30 protein-coding genes and 1 tRNA gene are annotated in these 22,405 nt (G+C 41.9%); 8 read left to right on the forward strand and 23 right to left on the reverse strand.

What is annotated here, in order from left to right:
- Positions 1–3: 3 nt before the first annotated feature.
- From rplF to rplC, 16 genes are all read right to left on the reverse strand, one after another.
- Positions 4–561, reverse strand: a complete 558-nt coding sequence (gene rplF, locus IDJ76_RS05970) for a 50S ribosomal protein L6 (RefSeq protein ID WP_191161755.1) — start codon at positions 559–561, stop codon at positions 4–6.
- Positions 562–578: 17 nt separating this feature from the next.
- Entirely contained in the window at positions 579–977 is a 399-nt protein-coding gene (gene rpsH, locus IDJ76_RS05975; RefSeq protein ID WP_191161757.1) for a 30S ribosomal protein S8, read from the reverse strand.
- Between the two features lie 153 nt (positions 978–1,130).
- A complete protein-coding gene (gene rpsN, locus IDJ76_RS05980) occupies positions 1,131–1,400 on the reverse strand; it encodes a 30S ribosomal protein S14 (RefSeq protein WP_191161759.1) in 270 nt (89 codons plus the stop codon).
- Positions 1,393–1,962 carry a 50S ribosomal protein L5 gene (rplE, locus tag IDJ76_RS05985; RefSeq protein WP_224746213.1) on the reverse strand — a complete coding sequence of 190 codons (570 nt, stop codon included), beginning with the start codon at positions 1,960–1,962 and terminating at the stop codon, positions 1,393–1,395. The genes rpsN and rplE overlap by 8 nt, the downstream gene beginning before the upstream one ends.
- The gene (gene rplX / locus IDJ76_RS05990; protein ID WP_191161761.1) at positions 1,962–2,303 is read right to left on the reverse strand and encodes a 50S ribosomal protein L24; all 342 of its coding nucleotides are present in this window, start codon (positions 2,301–2,303) and stop codon (positions 1,962–1,964) included. Before rplX ends, rplE begins: the two co-directional genes overlap by 1 nt.
- A 1-nt stretch (position 2,304) precedes the next feature.
- A complete protein-coding gene (gene rplN, locus IDJ76_RS05995; protein ID WP_073405786.1) occupies positions 2,305–2,673 on the reverse strand; it encodes a 50S ribosomal protein L14 in 369 nt (122 codons plus the stop codon).
- 1 nt (position 2,674) lies between these two features.
- Complete coding sequence (gene rpsQ, locus IDJ76_RS06000; protein ID WP_134335650.1) at positions 2,675–2,929, reverse strand: 30S ribosomal protein S17; 255 nt, start codon at positions 2,927–2,929, stop codon at positions 2,675–2,677.
- A gap of 19 nt (positions 2,930–2,948) precedes the next feature.
- Positions 2,949–3,158 carry a 50S ribosomal protein L29 gene (rpmC, locus tag IDJ76_RS06005; protein WP_191161763.1) on the reverse strand — a complete coding sequence of 70 codons (210 nt, stop codon included), beginning with the start codon at positions 3,156–3,158 and terminating at the stop codon, positions 2,949–2,951.
- A 106-nt stretch (positions 3,159–3,264) separates the two neighbouring features.
- Positions 3,265–3,687: a 50S ribosomal protein L16 gene (gene rplP, locus IDJ76_RS06010; protein WP_121245915.1), complete on the reverse strand. Its 423-nt coding sequence runs from the start codon at positions 3,685–3,687 to the stop codon at positions 3,265–3,267.
- Positions 3,688–3,739: 52 nt separating this feature from the next.
- Positions 3,740–4,633 (reverse strand): 30S ribosomal protein S3, encoded by an 894-nt coding sequence (gene rpsC, locus IDJ76_RS06015; RefSeq protein WP_191161765.1) that lies wholly within the window; start codon positions 4,631–4,633, stop codon positions 3,740–3,742.
- A gap of 6 nt (positions 4,634–4,639) precedes the next feature.
- On the reverse strand, positions 4,640–5,068 hold the full coding sequence (gene rplV / locus IDJ76_RS06020; protein WP_067059749.1) for a 50S ribosomal protein L22: 429 nt from the start codon (positions 5,066–5,068) through the stop codon (positions 4,640–4,642).
- A gap of 3 nt (positions 5,069–5,071) precedes the next feature.
- The gene (rpsS, locus tag IDJ76_RS06025) at positions 5,072–5,338 is read right to left on the reverse strand and encodes a 30S ribosomal protein S19 (RefSeq protein WP_067059750.1); all 267 of its coding nucleotides are present in this window, start codon (positions 5,336–5,338) and stop codon (positions 5,072–5,074) included.
- A 2-nt stretch (positions 5,339–5,340) separates the two neighbouring features.
- On the reverse strand, positions 5,341–6,168 hold the full coding sequence (gene rplB / locus IDJ76_RS06030; protein ID WP_191161767.1) for a 50S ribosomal protein L2: 828 nt from the start codon (positions 6,166–6,168) through the stop codon (positions 5,341–5,343).
- 7 nt (positions 6,169–6,175) lie between these two features.
- Positions 6,176–6,466 carry a 50S ribosomal protein L23 gene (gene rplW / locus IDJ76_RS06035; protein WP_191161769.1) on the reverse strand — a complete coding sequence of 97 codons (291 nt, stop codon included), beginning with the start codon at positions 6,464–6,466 and terminating at the stop codon, positions 6,176–6,178.
- A 2-nt stretch (positions 6,467–6,468) separates the two neighbouring features.
- Positions 6,469–7,101, reverse strand: a complete 633-nt coding sequence (gene rplD / locus IDJ76_RS06040; protein WP_191161771.1) for a 50S ribosomal protein L4 — start codon at positions 7,099–7,101, stop codon at positions 6,469–6,471.
- Between the two features lies 1 nt (position 7,102).
- Positions 7,103–7,720, reverse strand: coding sequence for a 50S ribosomal protein L3 (gene rplC / locus IDJ76_RS06045; protein WP_191162371.1), 618 nt, complete (start codon positions 7,718–7,720; stop codon positions 7,103–7,105).
- A 414-nt stretch (positions 7,721–8,134) separates the two neighbouring features.
- Here rplC and IDJ76_RS06050 point away from each other — a divergent pair, with 414 nt between their 5' ends.
- The 3 genes from IDJ76_RS06050 to IDJ76_RS06060 all read left to right on the forward strand — a co-directional run bounded on the left by IDJ76_RS06050 (position 8,135) and on the right by IDJ76_RS06060 (position 11,019).
- On the forward strand, positions 8,135–8,530 hold the full coding sequence (locus IDJ76_RS06050) for an acyl-CoA thioesterase (protein ID WP_191161773.1): 396 nt from the start codon (positions 8,135–8,137) through the stop codon (positions 8,528–8,530).
- A gap of 311 nt (positions 8,531–8,841) precedes the next feature.
- Complete coding sequence (locus IDJ76_RS06055; protein WP_191161775.1) at positions 8,842–9,933, forward strand: serine hydrolase domain-containing protein; 1,092 nt, start codon at positions 8,842–8,844, stop codon at positions 9,931–9,933.
- Positions 9,934–10,491: 558 nt separating this feature from the next.
- Positions 10,492–11,019 (forward strand): hypothetical protein, encoded by a 528-nt coding sequence (locus IDJ76_RS06060; RefSeq protein WP_191161777.1) that lies wholly within the window; start codon positions 10,492–10,494, stop codon positions 11,017–11,019.
- 74 nt (positions 11,020–11,093) lie between these two features.
- Here IDJ76_RS06060 and IDJ76_RS06065 read toward each other — a convergent pair whose 3' ends face one another.
- Entirely contained in the window at positions 11,094–12,359 is a 1,266-nt protein-coding gene (locus tag IDJ76_RS06065) for a prephenate dehydrogenase (protein WP_317173947.1), read from the reverse strand.
- 204 nt (positions 12,360–12,563) lie between these two features.
- Between IDJ76_RS06065 and IDJ76_RS06070 the strand changes: the two genes are divergently transcribed.
- The 3 genes from IDJ76_RS06070 to IDJ76_RS06080 are packed head-to-tail and all read left to right on the forward strand — an operon-like array spanning position 12,564 to position 14,198.
- Positions 12,564–13,337, forward strand: a complete 774-nt coding sequence (locus IDJ76_RS06070; protein ID WP_191161779.1) for a hypothetical protein — start codon at positions 12,564–12,566, stop codon at positions 13,335–13,337.
- 12 nt (positions 13,338–13,349) lie between these two features.
- Complete coding sequence (locus IDJ76_RS06075) at positions 13,350–13,727, forward strand: hypothetical protein (RefSeq protein WP_191161781.1); 378 nt, start codon at positions 13,350–13,352, stop codon at positions 13,725–13,727.
- A gap of 15 nt (positions 13,728–13,742) precedes the next feature.
- Positions 13,743–14,198: a hypothetical protein gene (locus tag IDJ76_RS06080; protein ID WP_191161783.1), complete on the forward strand. Its 456-nt coding sequence runs from the start codon at positions 13,743–13,745 to the stop codon at positions 14,196–14,198.
- Between the two features lie 75 nt (positions 14,199–14,273).
- On the opposite strand, the gene IDJ76_RS06085 is transcribed toward IDJ76_RS06080, so the two are convergent.
- From IDJ76_RS06085 to rpsL, 5 genes are all read right to left on the reverse strand, one after another.
- Positions 14,274–15,413: an acyltransferase family protein gene (locus tag IDJ76_RS06085; RefSeq protein WP_191161785.1), complete on the reverse strand. Its 1,140-nt coding sequence runs from the start codon at positions 15,411–15,413 to the stop codon at positions 14,274–14,276.
- A gap of 303 nt (positions 15,414–15,716) precedes the next feature.
- On the reverse strand, positions 15,717–16,022 hold the full coding sequence (gene rpsJ / locus IDJ76_RS06090) for a 30S ribosomal protein S10 (RefSeq protein WP_022830652.1): 306 nt from the start codon (positions 16,020–16,022) through the stop codon (positions 15,717–15,719).
- Positions 16,023–16,135: 113 nt separating this feature from the next.
- Positions 16,136–18,247 carry an elongation factor G gene (gene fusA / locus IDJ76_RS06095; protein WP_191161787.1) on the reverse strand — a complete coding sequence of 704 codons (2,112 nt, stop codon included), beginning with the start codon at positions 18,245–18,247 and terminating at the stop codon, positions 16,136–16,138.
- Between the two features lie 103 nt (positions 18,248–18,350).
- Positions 18,351–18,818 (reverse strand): 30S ribosomal protein S7, encoded by a 468-nt coding sequence (gene rpsG / locus IDJ76_RS06100; RefSeq protein ID WP_121245903.1) that lies wholly within the window; start codon positions 18,816–18,818, stop codon positions 18,351–18,353.
- A 19-nt stretch (positions 18,819–18,837) separates the two neighbouring features.
- Entirely contained in the window at positions 18,838–19,257 is a 420-nt protein-coding gene (gene rpsL, locus IDJ76_RS06105; RefSeq protein ID WP_191161789.1) for a 30S ribosomal protein S12, read from the reverse strand.
- A 1,134-nt stretch (positions 19,258–20,391) separates the two neighbouring features.
- On the opposite strand from rpsL, the gene IDJ76_RS06110 reads away from it, so the two are divergent.
- Both IDJ76_RS06110 and IDJ76_RS06115 read left to right on the forward strand, forming a co-directional pair.
- A tRNA-Gly gene (locus IDJ76_RS06110) sits at positions 20,392–20,467 on the forward strand.
- 90 nt (positions 20,468–20,557) lie between these two features.
- Complete coding sequence (locus tag IDJ76_RS06115) at positions 20,558–20,755, forward strand: hypothetical protein (RefSeq protein ID WP_191161791.1); 198 nt, start codon at positions 20,558–20,560, stop codon at positions 20,753–20,755.
- Between the two features lie 163 nt (positions 20,756–20,918).
- On the opposite strand, the gene IDJ76_RS06120 is transcribed toward IDJ76_RS06115, so the two are convergent.
- Positions 20,919–22,091, reverse strand: coding sequence for an acyl-CoA dehydrogenase family protein (locus IDJ76_RS06120; protein ID WP_191161793.1), 1,173 nt, complete (start codon positions 22,089–22,091; stop codon positions 20,919–20,921).
- Positions 22,092–22,405: the final 314 nt, after the last annotated feature.

Consider the following 22,405-nt stretch of genomic DNA (forward strand, 5'->3'; position numbering starts at 1 on the left):
CGATTATTTTTTAGATGCTGATTTACCTGCTTTTCTTCTCAATACTTCGCCTACAAACTTGATACCTTTACCCTTGTAAGGCTCTGGTGTACGTAACGAACGAATCTTCGCAGCTACTTGTCCTATCAATTGTTTATCGTTCGACTCCAGGATGATGGTTGGGTTTTTACCCTTCTCAGCAGTGGTTGTAACTTTAATTTCTTCTGGTAATTGGAATACATAGTGGTGAGAGTAACCTAACACCAAATCTAATGTATTACCGGTATTAGTTGCGCGGTAACCCACACCAACTAATTCCTGTTGAATTTTGTAACCTTCTGTTACACCAACAACCATGTTATTTAAAAGCGAGCGGTATAAACCGTGCAGCGCTTTATGACGTTTTTGGTCAGACGGGCGTTTAACCAATAAATTTCCGTCTTCTTGCTCGATGATGATATCTCTATCAACGGCCTGTTGCAATTCACCTTTCGGGCCTTTTACAGTAACTACATTTTCTGCAGATACGGTAACAGTTACGCCGGCGGTTAATGCTATAGGTGCTTTTCCTATTCTTGACATTGCTTAATTTCCTCCTATTAATAAACGAAGCATAAAACTTCGCCACCTACATTTTGTGAACGTGCCTCTTTATCCGTCATAACACCTTTAGATGTTGACAGGATAGCGATGCCTAAACCATTTAATACGCGTGGCAGGGTATCCATACCTGCGTATTTCCTCAAACCTGGTTTACTAATACGCGAAATGCTGCGGATAGCAGGGATCTTAGTTATCGGGTGGTACTTCAATGCAACTTTAATGCTGCCTTGTGGTCCGTTATCCTCAAACTTGTAATTAGCGATGTAACCTTTTTCGAAAAGCACTTTAGTGATTTCCTTTTTCAGATTTGATGCAGGAATTTCAACAACCCTATGGTTGGCTTTAATAGCATTCCTTACTCTGGTAAGATAATCTGCGATTGGATCTGTATTCATTATTGTTGTTTATGATAGTGGTTTCCTTCCGGTAACATCCCGGGCGACCTTCTATCGGTTAATTCATTTAAATTTAGAGCCGCGAAATTACAAAAAATTCAAAACATATTGTTGTATGTTTTGAATTTACTTAAGCTCTAATAAATTTGCTGCTTACCAGCTTGCTTTTTTCACTCCCGGTATCTTGCCATCAAGTGCCATTTCACGGAATGTTACGCGTGAAATACCAAACTGACGCATGTAACCACGAGGGCGGCCCGTTAATTTACAACGGTTGTGCAATTTTACCGGTGATGACGCCTTAGGTAATTTATCTAAACCTATGTAGTCACCAGCCGCTTTAAGCGCTGCTCTTTTTTCAGCATATTTTGCTACTAACTTAGCACGTTTTACTTCACGTGCTTTTACACCTTCTTTAGCCATTGTTAGTTGGAGTTTGATTTTTAAAAGGTAATCCAAATTGTTTTAACAACTCTAATGCTTCAACATCATTAGTTGCCGAGGTTACAAAAGTAATATCCATACCCTGTATCTTGTTGATCTTGTCAATGTTGATCTCAGGGAAAATGATTTGCTCTGTAATACCCAACGTATAGTTTCCGCGGCCGTCAAAACCTTTATCGTTGATGCCTTTAAAATCACGTATACGTGGAAGGGCAACAGCTATTAAACGGTCTAAAAACTCATACATTGTATTATCACGTAAAGTTACACGTACGCCGATAGGCATGTTTTTACGTAATTTAAAGTTCGAGATATCCTTTTTAGATTTTGAAGATACCGCTTGCTGGCCAGTGATGGTTGTTAACTCGGTTATGGTGTTCTCGATAAGTTTTTTATCGGTAGTAGCACCGCCAACACCCTGGTTGATAGCGATCTTCTGTAACTTAGGGACCTGCATTACGCTTTTGTACTGGAATTTATCTTTCAGTGCGGTGCGGATCTCGTCCTTATATTTTGTTTTTAATCTTGGTATGTAAGTCATTACTTAATTTCCTCCCCTGATTTTTTTGATACTCTAACTAATTTGCCGGCATCGTTTAATTTACGGCCAACACGGGTTGTTTTACCTGTTGAAGGTTCAACCAGTGCCAGGTTAGATATGTGTATCGCAGCTTCCTGCTTTACAATACCACCGTTAGGGTTGGCTGCATTAGGCTTGGTGTGTTTTGATACCATATTGGCACCTTCAACAACAGCCCTGTTCTTATCAATGATAATTTCAACTATCTTACCTTGTGATCCTTTTGAATCTCCGGCTATTACCTTTACTAAATCACCCTTGCGGATCTTTAATTTAGCAGGTTTTGCGTTTTTCTTTTCCATATTACAATACCTCCGGTGCTAATGATACAATTTTCATAAATTGTTTTTCACGTAATTCTCTGGCAACAGGGCCAAATATACGTGTGCCCCTAGGCTCATCCTGGTTGTTTAACAAAACGGCTGCGTTATCGTCAAAACGGATATATGAACCATCTTTCCTGCGGATCTCTTTCTTGGTTCTAACCACTACGGCTTTAGATACAGTACCTTTTTTTACGTTACCTGATGGTAAAGCACTTTTTACGGTAACTACGATCTTATCACCTATAGAGGCATATCTTTTACCGGTACCACCTAATACGCGTATTACTAAAACTTCTTTAGCACCGCTGTTATCAGCTACATTTAATCTTGATTCCTGTTGTACCATGTTATTTAGCCCTCTCTAAAATTTGAACTAATCTCCAGTTTTTGCTTTTGCTCAACGGACGGGTTTCCATAATCAATACGGTATCGCCAATACCACAGGTATTTGCTTCGTCATGAGCCATAAATTTGGTAGTTTTCTTTACGAATTTACCATAGATGGGGTGCTTCACCTTCCGCTCTACAGCAACCACAATAGACTTTTCCATCTTATTGCTTACTACCAGGCCGGTACGTGTTTTTCTTAAATTTCTTTCCATTGTTTTCCGACGCTTAAAATTAATTCTGTTCAGAAGCTGACGCCGCCTTGCGTTTTGTTAATTCAGTATTTAAACGAGCGATATCCTTGCGCACTTTTGTAATGCGGGTTGGGTTCTCTATCGCTGAAACTGCGTGTGCAAATTTCAGCTTGGTTAGAGTTGATTTTTCCTCGCTCAGTCTTCCTGACAATTCTTCGGTTGAAAGCTCTAAAATTTCTGAGTTCTTCATGTTCTTTTTTCTTAGTTATAATGGTTGAAGAGGTTGTAAAGGTTGACTAATCTTGATGGAATACATCCAACTTTTACAACCCTTTTAACTCTTACAACTTTTAAATTTATGCTTCTACGTAATCCCTACGTGTTACAAATCTGGTTTGCACCGGCAATTTCTGTGCTGCCAGGCGTAAAGCTTCTTTGGCCACCTCTAAAGGCACACCTTCTGCTTCAAATATCATCCTGCCCGGGCGTACAACTGCAACCCAATACTCAGGCGCACCTTTACCTTTACCCATACGTACCTCTGCTGGTTTCTTGGTTACGGGCTTGTCAGGAAATATCCTGATCCACACCTGGCCTTCACGTTTCATGAAACGTGTTACAGCAATACGTGCAGCCTCGATCTGGCGGCTGGTAATCCAGGCTGCTTCGAGTGATTTTATACCGAAAGATCCGAATGAAAGCTCGGTGCCACGACTGGCTAACCCTTTCATTCTGCCTTTTTGCATCTTTCTGAACTTCGTTCTTTTTGGCTGTAGCATTTTATTAAACTTTTATATCCTCACGGATATGTCTTTTCTACTTATATTAATATTACCTTCTTCCGGGGCCGCCTGGACGGTTACCACCACCTTGACCACCCGGGCGGTTACCACCACCCTGGCCACCTGGACGGTTACCCGCGCCTGGTCCACCTGGACGGCCACCACCTGCACCTGGTTTGCGATCGCCTCTGCGTTCGCCACCTCTTTCGCCGCCACGTGCATTATCACGTCCGCCAAAACCGGCTGTGCCACCTTCAGGGCGCCCACCTTTACCGCTTGCGCTGCTTGTACCACCAATGTTTGGAGATAGATCGCGCTTGCCGTAAACCTCACCTTTACAGATCCATACTTTAACACCTATTTTACCATAAGTAGTTAAGGCTTCGGCCAAAGCATAGTCAATATCGGCACGGAAAGTGTGCAAAGGAATTCTTCCTTCTTTATATTGTTCGGTACGTGCCATCTCAGCGCCACCTAAACGGCCTGATGTCATCACCTTAATTCCTTCAGCACCCATTCTCATGGTCGAAGCAATTGTGGTTTTCATGGCACGACGGAAAGAGATACGTGCTTCCAATTGTTTAGCAATACCTTCGGCAACTAACTGGGCATCAAGCTCAGGGCGTTTTATCTCGAAGATGTTGATCTGAACATCTTTTTTTGTTAATTTTTTTAACTCTTCCTTGATCTTATCAACCTCGGCGCCACCTTTACCAATTACAATACCCGGGCGGGCAGTGTGAATGGTTACAGTGATGCGTTTTAAAGTACGTTCTATAACTACTTTAGATACACCACCTTTGTTGATACGTGCTGATAAATACTTGCGGATCTTTTCGTCTTCAACTAATTTGTCGGCATAGTGATTTCCACCGAACCAATTAGAATCCCAACCACGGATGATCCCTAACCTGTTACCTATTGGATGTGCTTTTTGTCCCATTTCAAATTAGTTGTTATCGTTTTTACTATCCACAATCAAAGTTACATGGTTAGAACGTTTGCGGATACGGAAACCTCTACCTTGCGGTGCAGGGCGCAGTCTTTTTAACTGACGGCCGCCACCAACTGATACTTCTTTAACAAACAGGGCGCTATCTTCAACACGTTTGCCTTCATTTTTTGCTTCCCAGTTTTTGATGGCTGATAACAAAAGTTTCTCTACACGTATTGCCGCTTCTTTATTAGTGAACTTTAAGATGTATAACGCTTTCTCAACGTTTTCACCGCGGATCAGGTCAACCACCAAACGCATTTTGCGGGGTGAAGTTGGACAGTTCTGTAGTTTAGCAACTGAAGAGCCACCCACTACGAGTTTAGCTGCTTCTTTTTGTTGCCTGATTAATACAGACTTTTTGATTTTAGTTGTTGCTTCCATGCCTTATTTTTTCTTTTCTGCGTGACCGCGGAATGTGCGGGTTGGTGCAAATTCTCCCAACTTGTGACCAACCATGTTTTCTGTTACGTACACAGGGATAAATTTATTACCGTTGTGTACTGCGAATGTATGACCAACGAAATCAGGAGAGATCATGCTACGGCGCGACCATGTTTTAACAACTGATTTTTTACTTGCATCATTCAAGGTCAGAACTTTTCTTTCCAGGTTATGATCTATGTAAGGTCCTTTTTTAATTGAACGTGCCATTATTATTTCTTCCTTCTTTCAATGATATAACGATCTGACCCTTTTTTCTTGTCACGAGTTTTAAAGCCCTTAGCTAACAAACCTTTACGTGAACGTGGATGACCACCTGATGATCTACCCTCACCACCACCCATAGGGTGATCTACCGGGTTCATGGCAACACCACGTACCCTTGGGCGACGGCCTAACCACCGGTTACGGCCAGCTTTACCTAACACTGCGTTCGCTTTCTCGCCGTTTGAAACGGTACCGATAGTTGCCAAACAAGTTGACAGTATCATACGTGTTTCGCCCGATGGCAATTTGATGATGGCATATTTACCATCACGTGCAGATAGCTGAGCATAAGTACCGGCGCTGCGGGCAATAACACCACCCTGGCCAGGGTTTAACTCAATGTTGTGAATGATAGAACCTAACGGGATGTTTTTCAAAGGCATGGTATTACCAACCTCTGGTGCAGCACCTTCGCCAGACACAACCATTGTACCAACGGTTAAGCCTTCCGGAGCGATCATATATCGTTTTTCACCATCAACAAAGTGTAACAGGGCTATACGTGCAGATCTGTTTGGATCATACTCAATAGTTGCAACCTTTGCAGGGATGTCAAATTTATTACGTTTAAAATCAATTAACCTATACGCCTGTTTGTGACCACCACCTAAGTAGCGCATTGTCATTTTACCGCTATGATTACGACCACCTGATCTGGTGTTGGCTGATACAACCAACGATTTTTCAGGAACGTTTGTTGTAATATCAGAATTGATTACATCAATCCTGAAACGTGTACCCGGGGTAACCGGTTTAAATCTCTTTACTGCCATGTCTTAATTATATATTGCTGTAAAAATCTATTGTTTCACCATCCTTAAGCGTAACGATGGCCTTTTTATAAGCTGCGGCGCGGCCTGTAACTGCACCTGCTTTTGTGTTGCGGCTTTTAAGCTTGCCCATGTATTTCATAGTATTAACAGCTGTGATGTTAACACCGTACATAGCCTCAATAGCGCCTTTGATCTGAATTTTGTTGGCTCTGTGATCAACTTTGAAAGCATAACGGTTAAGCTTCTCAGTTAATTGAGTTACCTTTTCAGTAAGTAAGGGTTTCTTTAAAATTTCCATAATTACTTAGCTAATGCTTCCTCCAAAGTTTTAACAGCACCTGTAGTAAGGATCAGTTTGCCTGCGTTTAACACATCATAAGTGTTAAGCTGCTCAACAGAGATCACCTTGGTTTTTTTCAGGTTACGGCTTGATAAATACACATTGTTGTTTTCTACACCTGCTAATACTAATAACGTTTTATCGTTAGTAACATTCAGGTCAGCTTCCATCTGGATATAAGTCTTGGTTTTGATGGCGTCAAAGTTGAAGTCTTCAAGAACCAGGATGTTGTTATCCTGTGCTTTGTATGATAAGGCAGATGCACGTGCTAATGATTTAAGCTTTTTGTTCAGCTTAAAGCTATAGTCGCGCGGTTGCGGGCCAAATACACGGCCACCACCATTAAACAATGGCGATTTGATGCTACCTGCACGGGCGCCGCCTGTACCTTTTTGTTTATGTAATTTGCGGGTACTACCTGCAATTTCATTACGTTGTTTTGATTTGTGCGTACCCTGGCGCTGGTTAGCTAAGAACTGCTTTACATCTAAGTAAATAGCATGATCGTTTGGCTCTACACCGAATACGGACTCAGGCAGCTGCACCTTGGCACCTGTTTCTTTACCTGATAGATTTAATACGTTGATTTCCATCTTATTTATCCACTATTACGAATGAACCCTTAGCTCCGGGAATAGAACCTTTAACAACAATTAAGTTTTGCTCAGTAAATACTTTGACAATCTGAAGATTTTGTACTTTAACACGAACATTACCCATTTGACCTGCCATACGCATACCTTTAAATACACGTGAAGGCCATGAAGACGCACCCAGTGAACCTGGTGCACGTAAACGATTGTGCTGACCGTGAGTTTGCATACCCACACCACCAAAACCGTGACGTTTTACAACACCCTGAAATCCTTTACCTTTTGAAGTACCAACCACATCTACGTAATCACCTGCGGCAAAAATCTCGACAGTGACCGTGTCACCAAGAGCTTTTTCGTCTTCGAATGTTTTAAATTCAACAAGTTTACGTTTTGGGGTAGTACCGGCTTTTTGGAAATGGCCTTTTAACGGACCAGAGGTGTTTTTTTCCTTCTTCTCGCCATACGCTAACTGAACAGCAGCGTAACCGTCTGTATCAACAGAGCGGATCTGAGTTACCACGCAAGGGCCAGCTTCGATTACTGTACAAGGAATGTTTTTCCCTGTCTCATCGAAAATGCTGGTCATTCCTACTTTTTTACCAATTATTCCTGACATTTTCTTTATTTTATTTGTGCCCATCGAAGCAGTAGGGCTTCGTTCAAGGCATATTATTTCCCCCTTAAGGGACGGCAAAGATAGGAATTTTGTATTAATTGTCAAATACTTAACAAGTTATTTTTAAATAAATATTCAATAACCTAAATTAGTTGATTAAGAGTGCGATTGATGGGTGTCGCCTAAATCGTTCAACAGAAAATATCACCCCGATTATTACAGTTTTAAGTAGATTATTGCGCAAGCCGCAAATACCTCCCTGGCGGCTTGGCGCCTTTACGTACGAAAGAGTTTCTTTTGGGCGTTGCCTTTGCCCGGGCTATCCACTTATACTACACAAGCCTTAGCCACAAGGCCGGTATCCGCTGCTATCCCTAACGCAATTGATTAGCAAGTTTTTTGTTAATTTGCCCCATGAATTTTTATACCCGCAAATGGGTTAAACCCGAAGACCTCAACGCACATGGCACCCTGTTTGGCGGCCGTATATTAAGCTGGATTGATGAGGAGGCTGCTATTTACGCCATTATTCAGTTAGGAACCAACGGCTGCGTAACCAAATATATGTCCGAGATCAACTTTGTAAGCTCGGCCAAGCAAGGCGATATTATTGAGCTGGGCATCAAAGCCACCGGTTTCGGCCATACCTCTATCAGCTTAACCTGCCAGGTACGTAATAAGATCACACAGCGCGTTATTGTAACAGTTGACAAGATCGTGTTTGTAAGCCTTGATGAATATGGCAAACCTATAGCGCATAACAAAACGGCTATCCATTACACGGATGAACGGTTGAGGGAAAATGATTAGATGTTATTAATACATTGCGCTCGTTGCTAAAACAGGCTTCGCAAGGCCTAACGTTTTCTCCACACCGCGATAAAATCACAAAGACCATAACCGAATTCGTTTGAAATAGGCGCAAATTGATTGGTTCATTGAAGCTTTCTCAATTTATCGTTCATTTTTGAACAAACACCGTCTGTTTTCGAACAGTTTAGTCACTTGTATCTCAGCAAATACCTTACTATCAATATTTTATGTCAAGGCATGTACTTTGTGATATATTTTACAGACCATCAATTTTATTAATGCTGAACCTTTAGGAACAAATTCAGATCATGATAAAGAAACTTTCTATACTAATTGGGATACAAATACTCTCCTTGAATTGGTTGCAGGCGCAGTCAAAAAAAGACTTTCAACAGGCTCAATTTGAAAACAGTTTACAATTGCCCGCAAGTTTTGTATTTGCCGATAGTGTGGTTAAGAAATATAATATATTGGAGCGTATGAGTTACCATAATATTCCATCTGTATCTATCGCCGTTATAGATAACGGCAAAGTAGTATGGGCTAAAGCGTATGGTTATTCAAATGATTCATTAAAAATACCCGCTACTATAAACACCATGTATCAAGCTGCTTCGATAAGCAAGTCGGTGAACGCAATTTGTATTATTAAACTTGTACAGGATGGAAAGCTATCTTTAACTATGGATATTCGCCAGTATCTTAAAACTTGGAAATTTCCTGACAACGGATTTTCAAAAGGTAAAGATATAACGTTGTCAAATTTACTAAGCCATACGGCAGGTCTTGGCACAAGCGGTTTTATAGGATACCCCCACAATAGTACGCTTCCTAATACCGACCAGATGTTAGATGGCATGGCACCGGCAAATAGTGAAGCTGTAAAACCGGTTATTGCACCCAATACAAAGTGGCTTTACTCGGGCGGTGGTACACTAATAACCAAAAAAATTCTGAATGACAATATATCTGCTGATTATGCAGCGCTATTGATGCAACAAGTGTTAAAACCGTTAAAAATGCAAAATAGCACTTTTGAACAACCCCTCCCCGCGAGATATAAAGATCACGCTATAGCATATAACAATGAAAAAAAACCGATACCGGGCGGTTATAACGTTTATCCGGAACAGGCACCAGATGGATTATGGACAACACCTACCGACTATGCACAATTTATCTTGTCGGTACAAAGCTCGCTTGCCGGAAAAAAAAGTTTACTAAACAAGGCGATGGCCGAAGTAATGCTAAAACCTGTCTTAGCAGTATCTAATGCCGCACTTGGGGTTAATGTTAAAGAAGTAGGCGGAGAAAAATATTTCTTTCATAGTGGAACAACATTGGCTATCAGAGCATCTATTATGGAAGCTTTACTACCGGAAAAGGAGTGGTTATATTGACGAACTCAAATAACAGCCTGATTTTAGATGAGATTGTTAATAGCGTAGCTTCAACTTACAATTGGAAAGACTTTTATAAACCTGAAATTAGAAAGCTCATAGTGCTCTCTGATAGCCTTGCCAATAATTACGCCGGAGATTTTAAAAGTGATAGCCCAGTCTTAAATATCAAAATAAGAAGAAAAAACGGAGGCCTGCAATTGACAACAAAGGGTGAAAGCAGGTTCGAGAAAATGTATTTTACAAGTGATAGTGACTTCTTTTTATCATCGTCGCCTAATAACAAATGTCGCTTTTTTAAGGTAAGCGATAACGACGGTTACACTTTACAGGTAAAACAAGGTGAACAGATATTGTTTCAGCAAAAAAACAATAAGAAAAGCTGCTTAATTTACGCCTATTGAAAATAAAGAGGAAATAATTTCAACTTAGACAGCTAAGCCAGTCACGAACAATGTTTAAACGAGCGCTATTTAAGGAAGGTATCAAGAGCTGTAGTAATCATTTAGTAATTAATCCTTAGCCTTTTTTTATTACTTTAGTTTCAAATTAAATTACATGAAAAAATTAATACTTATCATCGTTTTATTCCTTCCTTTTATTGCGTCGGCGCAAAAACTGCAGAAGCCAACTATTGACAAACTTACCGGAGACACTACCTGGACTACTTCGAGAGAAAAACTCTTTATGCATGGCAATTATCTAACCGGCCAGGGCGAAGTTGCTCTTTGTTTTTTAAGAGCAGCTAAAGGTTCAAAGGATCTCATTATTAACCTGCAGGTAGTAAATAAATCAAATTTCCCATCAATGCTTACGGGAAGCAAAGCTTATTTTAAATTGGCAGATAATTCAACGATTCCACTTACTTGCGCAGCTAATGATTACCATATTTCGGGCAGTGACCTGGCTGTGGCAGGAAGCGCTTATGGTTTATATACGTTAACTGCTAATGATATTGCCAAGTTAACTTCGTCAGACCTGACGTTTTTAAGAGTTGAAACTACTTCAGGAAACTTTGATTGCGACATAAAACCGAAAAATGCGGAAATGTTTAAAAAGCAATTTGCTTTGATTGCAGGCCATTAATTTTTTAGGAATTACTAATGAAAGCCTGTGTTTTTTACATAGGCTTTCATTTACAATTAAATTTCAATCCTTACTTACCCCATCATCAGCCTTCTAATCAGCTCGGCACTTTGCTTGTTGCCCTCTTCTAACCTGCCCTGAAAAAAAGCCTGCACTTCGTTAAAGTGCTTTTTATAGCCTTCCATATCGCCATAACCGATGATGGCACTCCATTCGCGTACTGCCGAGTGGAACTCCAGATCATCACCGCGGATGGTTTTATCGTAAAGGGCTGTCTGGATAGATTCTTCTAACAATTCCTCGTTCTTGAACAGGTATTCGGCAATCCCCAAACGCAACCGGAACGGTGGTGTCTGGCAGATCAGGTTATCGTACGGGTTTACAGCCAGGTGGTACCAGGCATCTACCATGCTCAATATACTCAAGTGCGAGTTTGGCTTTTGGTGCCCGGCATTCTTTGCTAATGAAAACTCGCGCATTATGGCATCGTTAAACATAATAGGCTTTCGGCTTTCATGAAAAACAAAGTCGCGGGCCTTGTAGATGCGCTCCCTAAAGGCCTGCTCCTCTTCTTTGATCATCAGCTTAAATAAGGCCGACTCGGAGTTGGCATATTGCTTTACATGCTGCCGGGCATAAGGGTTTAATATGGCCAGCCCGGCATACACATGGGCCTTGTAACTAAAAATGCGTAGCGTGGTCAGGATCTTAACATTATCGATACCACCGGCGTAAGAGGCATTTTCCCAGGGGAAAAACCCGGCGGCCTTCCAGGCGGTACCCATACTCTCGAAACCCACGTGGGTTACAGCCTGGGTATCGGCCACGATCTTATCATGTTCGTGGTAATCGGCAATCTCCACAATATCCGTCTCTATCGAGGTAAACAAATCAAACATGCGTTGGTAAGCATCCTTCTCATTTCGGTGTGGGATCAAGATCAACTTTTGCCCCTTCGGCTCAAAGCCCGGGCCGTGCATAGCGTGAAAAGTAATGATTTGCGCATCGGCAGGCAGGTACTTTTCAAAAATGGCAATTTCGGGGTGCTTAACAGAAGTTTGCCCTGCCACAATAGCACCGTATTTGGTTGATGCGCCACACTCGGCCACTACCATCTCCAGTTTATCAGCCTCTACTGAATAAATAATCAGGTCGCTAACGCGGGATACATCTTTACCTTCGTCCATCAGTTTAATACCAAAGGGGTCAAGCTCCTGCTCCAGGCGCTCGCGGTTGGCGGGCAAGTCGCACCCGCAAACGGTATAACCTGCTTTAGCAAACGTTTTGGCGTATAAGCGCCCCATATCCCCTAACCCTATAAAACCTATTTGCATGCTCATAAATAAAAAGCCTAAGATATATGCTTTTGTTAATTACATACTATTATATGTGGTTAACATTATACACTAAGCCCTGCTATATAAAGAAACCGTTGCGCTTTCACATTTAAAACCACATTTATTTATAAACTTTAAATAAAATTGGTACGTTTAAATATTAATGAACTCATAGCAGATTTCTATACCCCCGTACACCTCTTTATTATGATGAAGCTTTTTAAAATACCGGCCCTTGTTTTAGCCCTGATCGTTTTAGCTAACACGAACCCCGGTTACGCACAGGATACTACAAAAAAAGCAAAGACTGCAGCTGCTACCAGTAAAGCGGCCGTTTATAACCCCTACACCAAAAAGTATTATTATAAAAAACCGGCAGGTGCGGCAGCGCAAACGCCGGGCGCCGTAACACCTGCAGGTACCGCACAAGTTACCCCGGCAAAATTAAATGAAGTAACCCCACCTGTTGCTGCGCCGGTTGATAAAACTCTGCGGGGCCAATATGCCTACCTGCTTACCAAAGTTTACAACTACCAACAGCCATTGGTTGCCGCGCTGTTTAAAAACTACTCGGATACGCTAAACGTAACACGCCGCCAGCTTAAAGAAGCTAATTCCACGCTCGCTATTCAAACCAAAACGATAGACACGCTGAAAACCTCTGTTAGCACTAAGGACCAAACGCTGGCCCAATCGCAAGCTAAAGTTGATGAGGTGAGCCTGTTAGGTATGCCCATCAAAAAATCAACCTATAACTTGATTATGTGGGGTTTGGTAATAGTGTTTGGCGTTATTGCAGCTATTGTTATTGCCCGCTCGGGCAGCCACAGCCGTGAGGCTAAGTACCGCATTAAACTTTACGAGGAACTGGAAGAAGAATACAAAACCTACAAGGCAAAAGCCAACGAAAAGGAAAAGAAACTTGCCCGCGAATTGCAAACCGAACGCAATAAACTGGATGACCTATTGGGGAACGGCTAATTGATCTGCTTGATGAAATTTTTGTTTATTACGCTTTTGATTGTGGGAGGTTGTGTTGCAGCTAATGCACAAAGCTGCCTTAAGTTTAAAAATGGCGTTTTCAGAAGCAGTTATAATGGCTCGAGCGTTATTATCAGGCGAATGGGTAATTACCAGCGCGAGGATTATATCGATCCGAAAGCATCCGTATCTTTCACCGTAACCTGGGTAGATGACTGCACCTACACGCTTAAGCCAAATGAAGATTACTTCACCCGCTTCCCAAACACGCCCAAAAACGCGCAAAGTACCATACACATTTCATACCCTGGGGTGAATACTTACACACAGACAACCACTTCAAGTTTCGGAAAGGCGCCATCAACTGCCGAAGTAACAAAAATAGACTAACGTTGTATATTACGTATGACAAAAGCCTATCTGTTTGGATGGAACCCAACCAAGTTTGCCTGGGACAACATTGATAACGATATCCAAAAATTGAAAACTACCGGCGAACTGGTGGATAACTGGAGCGTAGCCAGCCATAAAACCATCCAAACCGGCGACAGGGCCTATATCATACGCTTGGGGATGGAGCCACGGGGCATCTTTGCTTCCGGATATGTCAAATCTGAACCTTACCTGGCATCCCGCAAGGGGCGGATCTATCACCGCATCGATATCGCGCTGGATGTTTTGCTGAACCCTGCCAGAGAGCGCATCCTCACCTTCGACATCTTAAAGACCGGTAACCTGGCCGAGCAAACCTGGGCACCACAAGCATCGGGCATTTCTATCAGGCCGCATTTGTTTGATGAACTGGAAGGCGTATGGCTCGATTTTTTAGACGGGCATGAGCATTTTGGATCTTTGGTTTAGGATTGCTAATTACCGAGTCACCTATATTGTAAGACCTCCGTTCCGCAATAAAACACCGCAACAAGTGGGTTTTACTTACTCAATGGCCCGAGTGAAGCGATACCTGCTTTTGAGCCTCAAAAATAACGACTCAAACCTATAGGAGGCTATTGCTATAATAATAATCGCTAATAGTTTCACCATCATTAACGTCCATATAGGCAAGGCCCTAAAGGTAACCAGCCAGGGCTGCCACGCAACCAAGCCGATAAAAAGCTCCTGCCAAATGTATATGCTGTAAGAGAGTACCCCTATCCGCCTTAATAACTTACTGCTTAGGATTAATGATAAAAAATCCTTACGGTTAATGGTAAAGGTGATCACCATCGCTATCATTATTGCCGACAGGAACTCGGACGTGTACTTGCTGTAAAGCAAAAAACGGGGATATTGAATGGCAATGGCCGACAGTAATAATATAAAACTCAAAAAAAAACCGCCCCTTATTTTTTCGGGGCTAACAATCCCTTTGAATACCAACAATGCCATCACCGAACCTATTAAAATAATAACAGGACCTTTCCAAAATGCATACATACATAATTTAGACAGCAGCAAGCCATAGCTGTTATCATTTAAAGCAGATAGCCCCAGGTAACTAAGTATGCATACCGCAGGGACTATTACCACAATACTCATCGATAAAACCAAATACCGGTTGGTGTTGAATGCCAGTACAGCCGGAAAGGTGAGATAAAATTGTTGCTCGACCGCTAATGACCAAAAGTGCGCCGTATAGGGCTCGTTGGGCATGGGCAAGTTTTTGTAAAAAAGGAAGGAAGCAATAAAATCGGCCGGGGCTATCTTTAATTGATACACCTGATTAAGTATAATTAAAACCACCAAAAACAAGTAGGCCACCGGTAATATCCGCAGTGCGCGCCGCATATAAAATCTTCTTAAAGAAACACCGCCGCTGGCCAGTTTCTCTTTTAAAAGCAAAGTAGTAATTAAAAAGCCGCTAATCACGAAAAAGATGTGCACCCCTGTTGCGCTCTGCAGATAAAAGCCCATATGCCATAAATATCTGTTTAAACCAACATGCGCTAACAATACAAAAAGTATTGCCACGCCACGCAACCCATCCAAGGCCGGATAGTGGCCGCCCAGTAATGCTGGTGATGGTGTTTTAATATCGGCAAGGAGCTTTTGGTAGGTAGTTGTTAAAAAGTTCAATGTTTGTTTCTCTTTAGGGGCGGCTCAATACGTTTCTAAAGATAGGCATTAAACTAAAAAATGTTGCTTTTTTGAAGTCACTCGGCAAGAGCCGAGTGACTTATATTATAAGGCCTCCAGCCACATCACGGCGGCAAGATGCCGCCTGATAGTGGTCACTCGGCAGGAGCCGAGCGACTGCTTAAACCCAGTTAACGAAGTGTAGTCGCCGCTTCATAACCAGCTTCACTGTGCTCAATCCCTTCCAAACAAAAAAGCCACTCTTTTTCAAGAATGGCTTTTTGTATAGATCTTCCGGTATAGTTACACTTTGATCTCTACTTCAACACCGCTTGGCAATTCAAGCTTCATCAGCGCATCTACAGTCTTAGAGTTTGAGCTGTAGATATCCAATAAACGCTTGTAAGAGCATAACTGGAATTGCTCACGTGCTTTTTTGTTAACGTGTGGTGAACGTAAAACAGTGAAAATTTTCTTTTCGGTTGGTAACGGAAGTGGTCCGCTAACTACAGCACCCGTAGGTTTTACTGTCTTTACGATCTTCTCGGCAGATTTATCTACCAAGTTGTAATCGTACGATTTTAATTTGATCCTGATTCTTTGGCTCATTTTGTTTGTTGTTAATGACCGATCCTAAGAGCTATTTATTAGGGTCTGTCGGTTGTTTATTTTATAAAAGCTGATTGGTAAAAATCTCTAATCACCAATCAACTCATCTCTAATTATGCGTTTGCAGCAGCTCTTTTGCCTTTTGCTTTAGCAACTACTTCTTCCTGTACATTACGTGGTGCTTCAGCATAGTGATCAAACTCCATGGTTGAAGTAGCACGGCCAGATGTGATAGTACGTAACTGGGTTACATAACCAAACATTTCTGAAAGTGGTACAGTAGCTTTAATTACCTGTGCACCTGCACGTGAATCCATACCTAAAAGCTGGCCACGACGACGGTTCATATCACCGATAACATCACCCATGTTTTCTTCAGGGGTTAAGATCTCAATCTTCATGATCGGCTCTAACAATACCGGTTTACAACGTGGCAATGCCTCGCGGTAAGCCATCTTAGCAGCTAATTCGAACGATAAAGCATCTGAATCGACCGCGTGGAATGAACCATCAATCAAACGTACTTTTAAGCTGGTTAAAGGGTAACCTGCCAACACACCATTCACCATTGAAGCGGCAAAGCCTTTTTCAACAGATGGGATAAACTCACGGGGGATAGAACCACCGCTAATTTCGTTAACAAATTGTAAACCTTCTTTACCTTCGTCGTTAGGTGATAATATCACCTGGATATCGGCAAATTTACCACGGCCACCGGTTTGTTTCTTGTATGTTTCGCGGTGTTGGATAGTACCTGTGATAGACTCTTTATAAGCTACTTGTGGCGCACCCTGGTTAACCTCAACCTTAAACTCGCGTTTAAGACGGTCCATGATGATATCCAGGTGAAGCTCTCCCATACCTGATATTACAGTTTGGCCGGTTTCTTCGTCAGATTTTACGTGGAAGGTTGGATCCTCTTCAGCTAATTTACCTAAAGCCATACCTAATTTATCAACGTCTGCCTGAGTTTTAGGCTCGATAGCTAAACCGATAACCGGCTCTGGGAAGTTCATTGATTCCAGGATGATAGGGTGTTTCTCATCACAAAGTGTATCACCTGTTTTGATATCTTTAAAGCCTACTACCGCAGCAATATCACCTGCACCTACATTAGGGATAGGGTTTTGCTTGTTAGCGTGCATCTGGAAGATACGGCTGATACGCTCTTTGTTATCAGAACGCATGTTGTGTACATATGAACCAGCCTCTAAGTTACCAGAGTATACGCGGATAAAACACAAACGGCCTACGAAAGGATCCGTTGCGATTTTAAACGCTAATGCTGCAAATGGCTCTTTTTCTGATGGTTTACGTAAGATCTCTTCGTTAGTATCAGGGTGGTGACCGATGATACCTTCAACATCCATAGGTGAAGGAAGTAACTCCATCACATAATCAAGCATGGTTTGTACACCTTTGTTTTTGAAAGATGAACCACATACCATCGGTACGATCTTAGCATCTAACACTGCTTTACGCAATGCATCTAAAATTTCGCGTTCGGTGATTGACTCTGGCGCGTCAAAGAATTTCTCCATTAACGTTTCATCGTAATCAGCTACCGATTCAAGCAATTTCTCTCTCCACTCGGTTGCTTCTTCGATCATATCCTCAGGGATAGGCACTTCAGTAAAGGTCATACCTTTATCATGCTCATTCCAAACAATACCTCTCCAGTTAATTAAATCAACCACACCTGTAAATTTCTCTTCAGCACCGATAGGTAACTGTAAAGGTACAGCGTTGCTGCCTAACATGCTTTTTACCTGTTTTACAACATTTAAAAAGTCGGCACCGCTACGGTCCATTTTGTTAACAAAACCTATACGGGCAACGTTGTAGTTGTTGGCAAGCCTCCAGTTAGTTTCAGATTGTGGCTCAACACCATCAACCGCACTAAATAAAAACACTAAACCATCTAACACACGTAAGCTGCGGTTTACCTCAACGGTAAAATCCACGTGGCCCGGCGTATCAATAATGTTGATATGGTATTTTTGTCCTCTGTAGTTCCAGTCTACTGTTGTAGCAGCAGATGTAATGGTAATACCACGCTCCTGCTCTTGCGCCATCCAGTCCATTGTTGCAGCACCTTCGTGCACTTCGCCAATTTTGTGACTTACGCCCGAGTAATAAAGGATACGCTCGGTAGTAGTAGTTTTACCGGCATCAATGTGAGCGGCAATACCTATGTTTCTTGTATATCTAAGATCTCTTGACATGTTATTTGTTTTTTGATTTAGCCGATGTTAAATGATTACACCGATAATGCAATCATAACAAAATCGGTGTAATTCAATATTAAATCGGTGTAATCCTTTTTGTTTAGAAACGGAAGTGAGAGAACGCCTTGTTAGCCTCAGCCATTTTGTGCGTATCTTCTTTCTTCTTCACAGCAGCACCTTCACCTTTAGCAGCAGATATGATCTCGCCGGCTAATTTCTCCATCATGGTTTTTTCACCACGACGACGGGCATAGCTGATCAGCCATTTCATACCCAGGGCCACCTTACGTTCAGGGCGAACCTCTGTAGGTACCTGGAAGTTAGCACCACCAACACGGCGGCTCTTTACTTCAACAGCCGGCATTACATTGTTTAAAGCTTTTTTCCAGCTATCTAAACCGTTTTCGCTGGTTTTCTTTTCAACAATGTCAATTGCGTTGTAAAATATAGTATATGCGGTAGATTTTTTACCGTCAAACATCATGTTATTAACAAACCTGGTTACCAAAACTTCGTTAAATTTTGGATCAGGAAGAAGGATTCTTTTTTTTGGTTTTGATTTTCTCATTATTACTATCCTCCGTTAATTATTTCTTTTTCTTTGGTGCACCTTTTGCCGGGGCAGCTGCCTGTCCTGGTTTAGGGCGTTTAGTTCCGTATTTAGAGCGGCGTTGGTTACGGCCCGCAACACCAGATGTATCTAACGCACCACGGATGATGTGATAACGTACACCAGGTAAATCTTTAACACGACCACCACGGATCAGTACAATAGAGTGTTCCTGTAAGTTGTGGCCTTCACCAGGGATGTAGGCGTTAACTTCTTTACCATTTGTAAGGCGCACACGTGCAACTTTACGCATTGCTGAGTTTGGTTTTTTAGGGGTAGTGGTGTACACACGGGTGCACACGCCTCTTCGCTGTGGACAGCTGTCCAACGCTGGCGACTTACTCTTGTCGACCATAGCTACTCTACCTTTTCTAACTAATTGCTGAATAGTAGGCATTTTTCCTTTTTTGTATTAACTGTTTTATCCTTATTTTAAGGACTGCAAAGGTAGCTACTATTTTTTGATTTTCAAGGGCTTGTATAAAAATCTTTTTTGTAATGGATTGATTAGGTGGAGGGAGCCTACAAGCCCCGCTGTCATTTTGAACGAGGTACGACGAGAAATCCTCTTAGATATAAAAGTTGGCGAACATAGCATTACGTAGAAGATCTCTCCTCGCTATCGCTCGTTCGAAATGACAAGCGACTTTGATTTTCATTGCTTGCGCCGTTGTTTGTGTTGTCACCAACAAGTTTCCGAAAGATTATAAATATTCATCTGCCAGGTTTTATGAAATGGGAATTGATGAGTTTGGCTTCCTTAAACACCATGCTGGAGATTGATTTGCAGGCGGCTTGTTGGTGACAACACCAACAAGGGCATAAGTCTATTAGAAGAAGAACATAAAGATGCCGTTATCAGCAATAACGCTGAATGCGCGTTTTTTGAAACTATTAATAAAAATAACATATATTGGAGATATTGGTTGTTAAAAAATGAAGAAAGCGTATTTTTTATTTCTTACAACTGCCGAGCAGGTGACATGGGAATAGAGAAACAGATTATCGATAGTATAATCAGTACAATTATTTGATAACCCAATTACTAAGCAATAATCAACGTTTACGGAATCATTTTAAAACAAGTGCATCGCTCCTATCTCCAGCCAGCCCCGCTTTCCGCTAATACTGCACGGGCCTTAGCCACAACGCCGGTATCCGCTGCAATCGGGTTTAGGCGCCGGGAATTTTATTGATGCTGTCATTTCGAAACGAGGTACGAGGAGAAATCCTCTTAGATTAAACAAGGTGACGAACTAAGCATATCGAAGATGATCTCTCCTCGCTATCGCTAGTTCGAGATGACAAGCGGTTTTGATTTGCATTTCACAAAAAACCGTTAAAACTTAATTTTAATTATTGGTGGCAAAGGTGTGTCAGTAATTTAGCATTATCAAATATGCAAATAACTGATTATCAAGTATTCATATATGTTCACGGTGTTCATGCGGTGAACGTGAACACCGAAACGGGTACTTTTTCAAAATAATTTCCATCATTCGGGCAAAAATTATACTTTTGCCACCCCAACGCGAAAGTAGCTCAGTTGGTAGAGCACGACCTTGCCAAGGTCGGGGTCGCGAGTTCGAATCTCGTCTTTCGCTCCAAAGCCCTTCAGCAACCCTGAAGGGCTTTATTATTTCCGCTGATTTTTAATTGCCGGTTATTGCTATCTTCAACCTACAAACCAATAACTCATGAAAACAGATTTTTACACCAAAGTGATCCTAACCATCATCGCAGTAGCGCTAACCCTTAACCTGGTAAAAAGCAGCATCACCCCTGCCATGGCCGATACTAAAAAATACGTTACCCTGCCCTTAAACCCGGATGGGAGCATTAACGTGAACATCAATAAAATGAACGAGACGATGGATGTGAGTATTAAAGCGTAGACCGCGGGGCGTTTTACTACGTGGCACCTATCCCGGTGAAGGTTACGCAATAGTTGAAAGTCAGTTTTAAATAAAAAGCACTTAGCCAATGCGATAAAACTGCATTATGATAAGTGCTCTTAATAATCTATACGGCAATTACCTTGATGGTAAGCATCGTGGTTTATCTGAGTACTTCCCTCGCGATTACGATCTTCTGGATCTCTGACGTACCCTCGCCAATAGTGCATAATTTGGCATCACGATAAAATTTTTCTACAGGGAAATCTTTCGTATAACCATACCCGCCAAATATCTGTAGGGCCTCGTTGGCACACCGCACGGCCACTTCCGATGCAAAATATTTAGCCATAGCAGATTGCTTGGTTACCGGCAGGTGTCGATTTTTCAGATCTGCGGCCTGCATGATCAGCAACTCGGCGGCCTCTATCTCGGTTGCCATATCGGCCAGTTTAAAAGAGATCCCCTGAAAACTGCTGATGGGCTGGCCAAACTGGTGGCGCTCTTTTGAGTAAGCAACCGCCGCTTCAAAAGCCCCTTTGGCAATACCTAAAGATAATGCCGCGATTGAAATGCGGCCGCCGTCTAATACCTTCATAGCTTGTTTAAAACCCTCGCCTTCGGCGCCTAATAGATTTTCTTTCGGCACACGGCAATTATCAAATATCAACTCTGTAGTTTCTGAAGCCCGCATGCCCAGTTTGTTCTCCTTTTTACCAGCCGTGAAGCCGGGTGTACCACGCTCTATCACAATGGCAGAGATCCCTTTGGAGTCACCCTTCTCGCCGGTGCGTACCATTACTACGGCAACATCACCACTTTTACCATGGGTGATCCAGTTTTTTGATCCGTTAACAATATAGTGGTCGCCATCTAAAACGGCCGTGGTATTCATCCCCATGGCATCGCTGCCGGTATTGGCTTCGGTTAACCCCCAGGCACCAATCCATTCGGCAGTAGCCAGTTTAGGTAACCAACTTTGTTTTTGCTCACTATTTGCAAAAGCCAAAATATGACCGGTACATAAAGAATTATGTGCCGCTACCGATAAGCCTATCGATCCACACACTTTTGCTATCTCTACGATAACAGTTACATATTCCGCATAGCCAAAGCCCGACCCGCCGTACTCTTCGGGCACCATTACACCCATCATACCGGTTTCGCCTAATTGCTTAAACAAGTCTATCGGGAAGTACTGCTCCTCGTCCCACTTCATCACGTTTGGTCGGATGTGCTTTTCGGCAAAGTCTTTGGCCATGCGGCCTATCATTTGCTGATTTTCTGTTAAAGAAAAATCATAACCTGCGGGGCTATCTGTTAATAAATGATCCATTTTAAAAGTAAATTTATAATTGGTTGCAGCAAAATTAACGATTAAAAATTGCAATCGTTTACCGTAGAATGCCCGTTTAAACTATAACCAAACGGTATTTGGTATATAAAGATGCTTTAGGCCACGCCTGACTAATTTACTATGCATGCATAGCATTTAAAATATTTTTATTTTTTTTATTATGCAATATCCTGCTGCGCCTTAAGCGCATTATTCTGTTAAATATAACTAACCATGTCTAAAATCACCATTTTTAACAAAATCTCATTTTTTTCAATTTATATTCAAAATAATACTAAATAATAAATACTTTA

Origin of the sequence: Mucilaginibacter glaciei, assembly GCF_014773245.1 — a bacterium.
Lineage (GTDB): Bacteria > Bacteroidota > Bacteroidia > Sphingobacteriales > Sphingobacteriaceae > Mucilaginibacter > Mucilaginibacter glaciei.

Coding starts and splice junctions, on each gene's coding strand:
- IDJ76_RS06060 (WP_191161777.1), top strand. CDS start 10,492: ATGAAAAAATTAATACTTATCATCGTTTTATTCCTTCCTTTTATTGCG.
- rplX (WP_191161761.1), bottom strand. CDS start 2,303: ATGGAAAAGAAAAACGCAAAACCTGCTAAATTAAAGATCCGCAAGGGT.
- IDJ76_RS06065 (WP_317173947.1), bottom strand. CDS start 12,359: ATGAGCATGCAAATAGGTTTTATAGGGTTAGGGGATATGGGGCGCTTA.
- rplD (WP_191161771.1), bottom strand. CDS start 7,101: ATGGAAATCAACGTATTAAATCTATCAGGTAAAGAAACAGGTGCCAAG.
- rpmC (WP_191161763.1), bottom strand. CDS start 3,158: ATGAAGAACTCAGAAATTTTAGAGCTTTCAACCGAAGAATTGTCAGGA.
- rplC (WP_191162371.1), bottom strand. CDS start 7,720: ATGTCAGGAATAATTGGTAAAAAAGTAGGAATGACCAGCATTTTCGAT.
- rplF (WP_191161755.1), bottom strand. CDS start 561: ATGTCAAGAATAGGAAAAGCACCTATAGCATTAACCGCCGGCGTAACT.
- rpsN (WP_191161759.1), bottom strand. CDS start 1,400: ATGGCTAAAGAAGGTGTAAAAGCACGTGAAGTAAAACGTGCTAAGTTA.
- rplV (WP_067059749.1), bottom strand. CDS start 5,068: ATGGAAGCAACAACTAAAATCAAAAAGTCTGTATTAATCAGGCAACAA.
- IDJ76_RS06080 (WP_191161783.1), top strand. CDS start 13,743: ATGACAAAAGCCTATCTGTTTGGATGGAACCCAACCAAGTTTGCCTGG.
- IDJ76_RS06075 (WP_191161781.1), top strand. CDS start 13,350: ATGAAATTTTTGTTTATTACGCTTTTGATTGTGGGAGGTTGTGTTGCA.
- rpsH (WP_191161757.1), bottom strand. CDS start 977: ATGAATACAGATCCAATCGCAGATTATCTTACCAGAGTAAGGAATGCT.
- rplE (WP_224746213.1), bottom strand. CDS start 1,962: ATGACTTACATACCAAGATTAAAAACAAAATATAAGGACGAGATCCGC.
- rplN (WP_073405786.1), bottom strand. CDS start 2,673: ATGGTACAACAGGAATCAAGATTAAATGTAGCTGATAACAGCGGTGCT.
- rpsG (WP_121245903.1), bottom strand. CDS start 18,818: ATGAGAAAATCAAAACCAAAAAAAAGAATCCTTCTTCCTGATCCAAAA.
- rplP (WP_121245915.1), bottom strand. CDS start 3,687: ATGCTACAGCCAAAAAGAACGAAGTTCAGAAAGATGCAAAAAGGCAGA.
- fusA (WP_191161787.1), bottom strand. CDS start 18,247: ATGTCAAGAGATCTTAGATATACAAGAAACATAGGTATTGCCGCTCAC.
- IDJ76_RS06050 (WP_191161773.1), top strand. CDS start 8,135: ATGAATTTTTATACCCGCAAATGGGTTAAACCCGAAGACCTCAACGCA.
- IDJ76_RS06120 (WP_191161793.1), bottom strand. CDS start 22,091: ATGGATCATTTATTAACAGATAGCCCCGCAGGTTATGATTTTTCTTTA.
- rpsJ (WP_022830652.1), bottom strand. CDS start 16,022: ATGAGCCAAAGAATCAGGATCAAATTAAAATCGTACGATTACAACTTG.
- rplW (WP_191161769.1), bottom strand. CDS start 6,466: ATGGAAATTTTAAAGAAACCCTTACTTACTGAAAAGGTAACTCAATTA.
- rpsS (WP_067059750.1), bottom strand. CDS start 5,338: ATGGCACGTTCAATTAAAAAAGGACCTTACATAGATCATAACCTGGAA.
- rplB (WP_191161767.1), bottom strand. CDS start 6,168: ATGGCAGTAAAGAGATTTAAACCGGTTACCCCGGGTACACGTTTCAGG.
- IDJ76_RS06070 (WP_191161779.1), top strand. CDS start 12,564: ATGATGAAGCTTTTTAAAATACCGGCCCTTGTTTTAGCCCTGATCGTT.
- rpsQ (WP_134335650.1), bottom strand. CDS start 2,929: ATGGAAAGAAATTTAAGAAAAACACGTACCGGCCTGGTAGTAAGCAAT.
- rpsL (WP_191161789.1), bottom strand. CDS start 19,257: ATGCCTACTATTCAGCAATTAGTTAGAAAAGGTAGAGTAGCTATGGTC.
- IDJ76_RS06115 (WP_191161791.1), top strand. CDS start 20,558: ATGAAAACAGATTTTTACACCAAAGTGATCCTAACCATCATCGCAGTA.
- IDJ76_RS06055 (WP_191161775.1), top strand. CDS start 8,842: ATGATAAAGAAACTTTCTATACTAATTGGGATACAAATACTCTCCTTG.
- rpsC (WP_191161765.1), bottom strand. CDS start 4,633: ATGGGACAAAAAGCACATCCAATAGGTAACAGGTTAGGGATCATCCGT.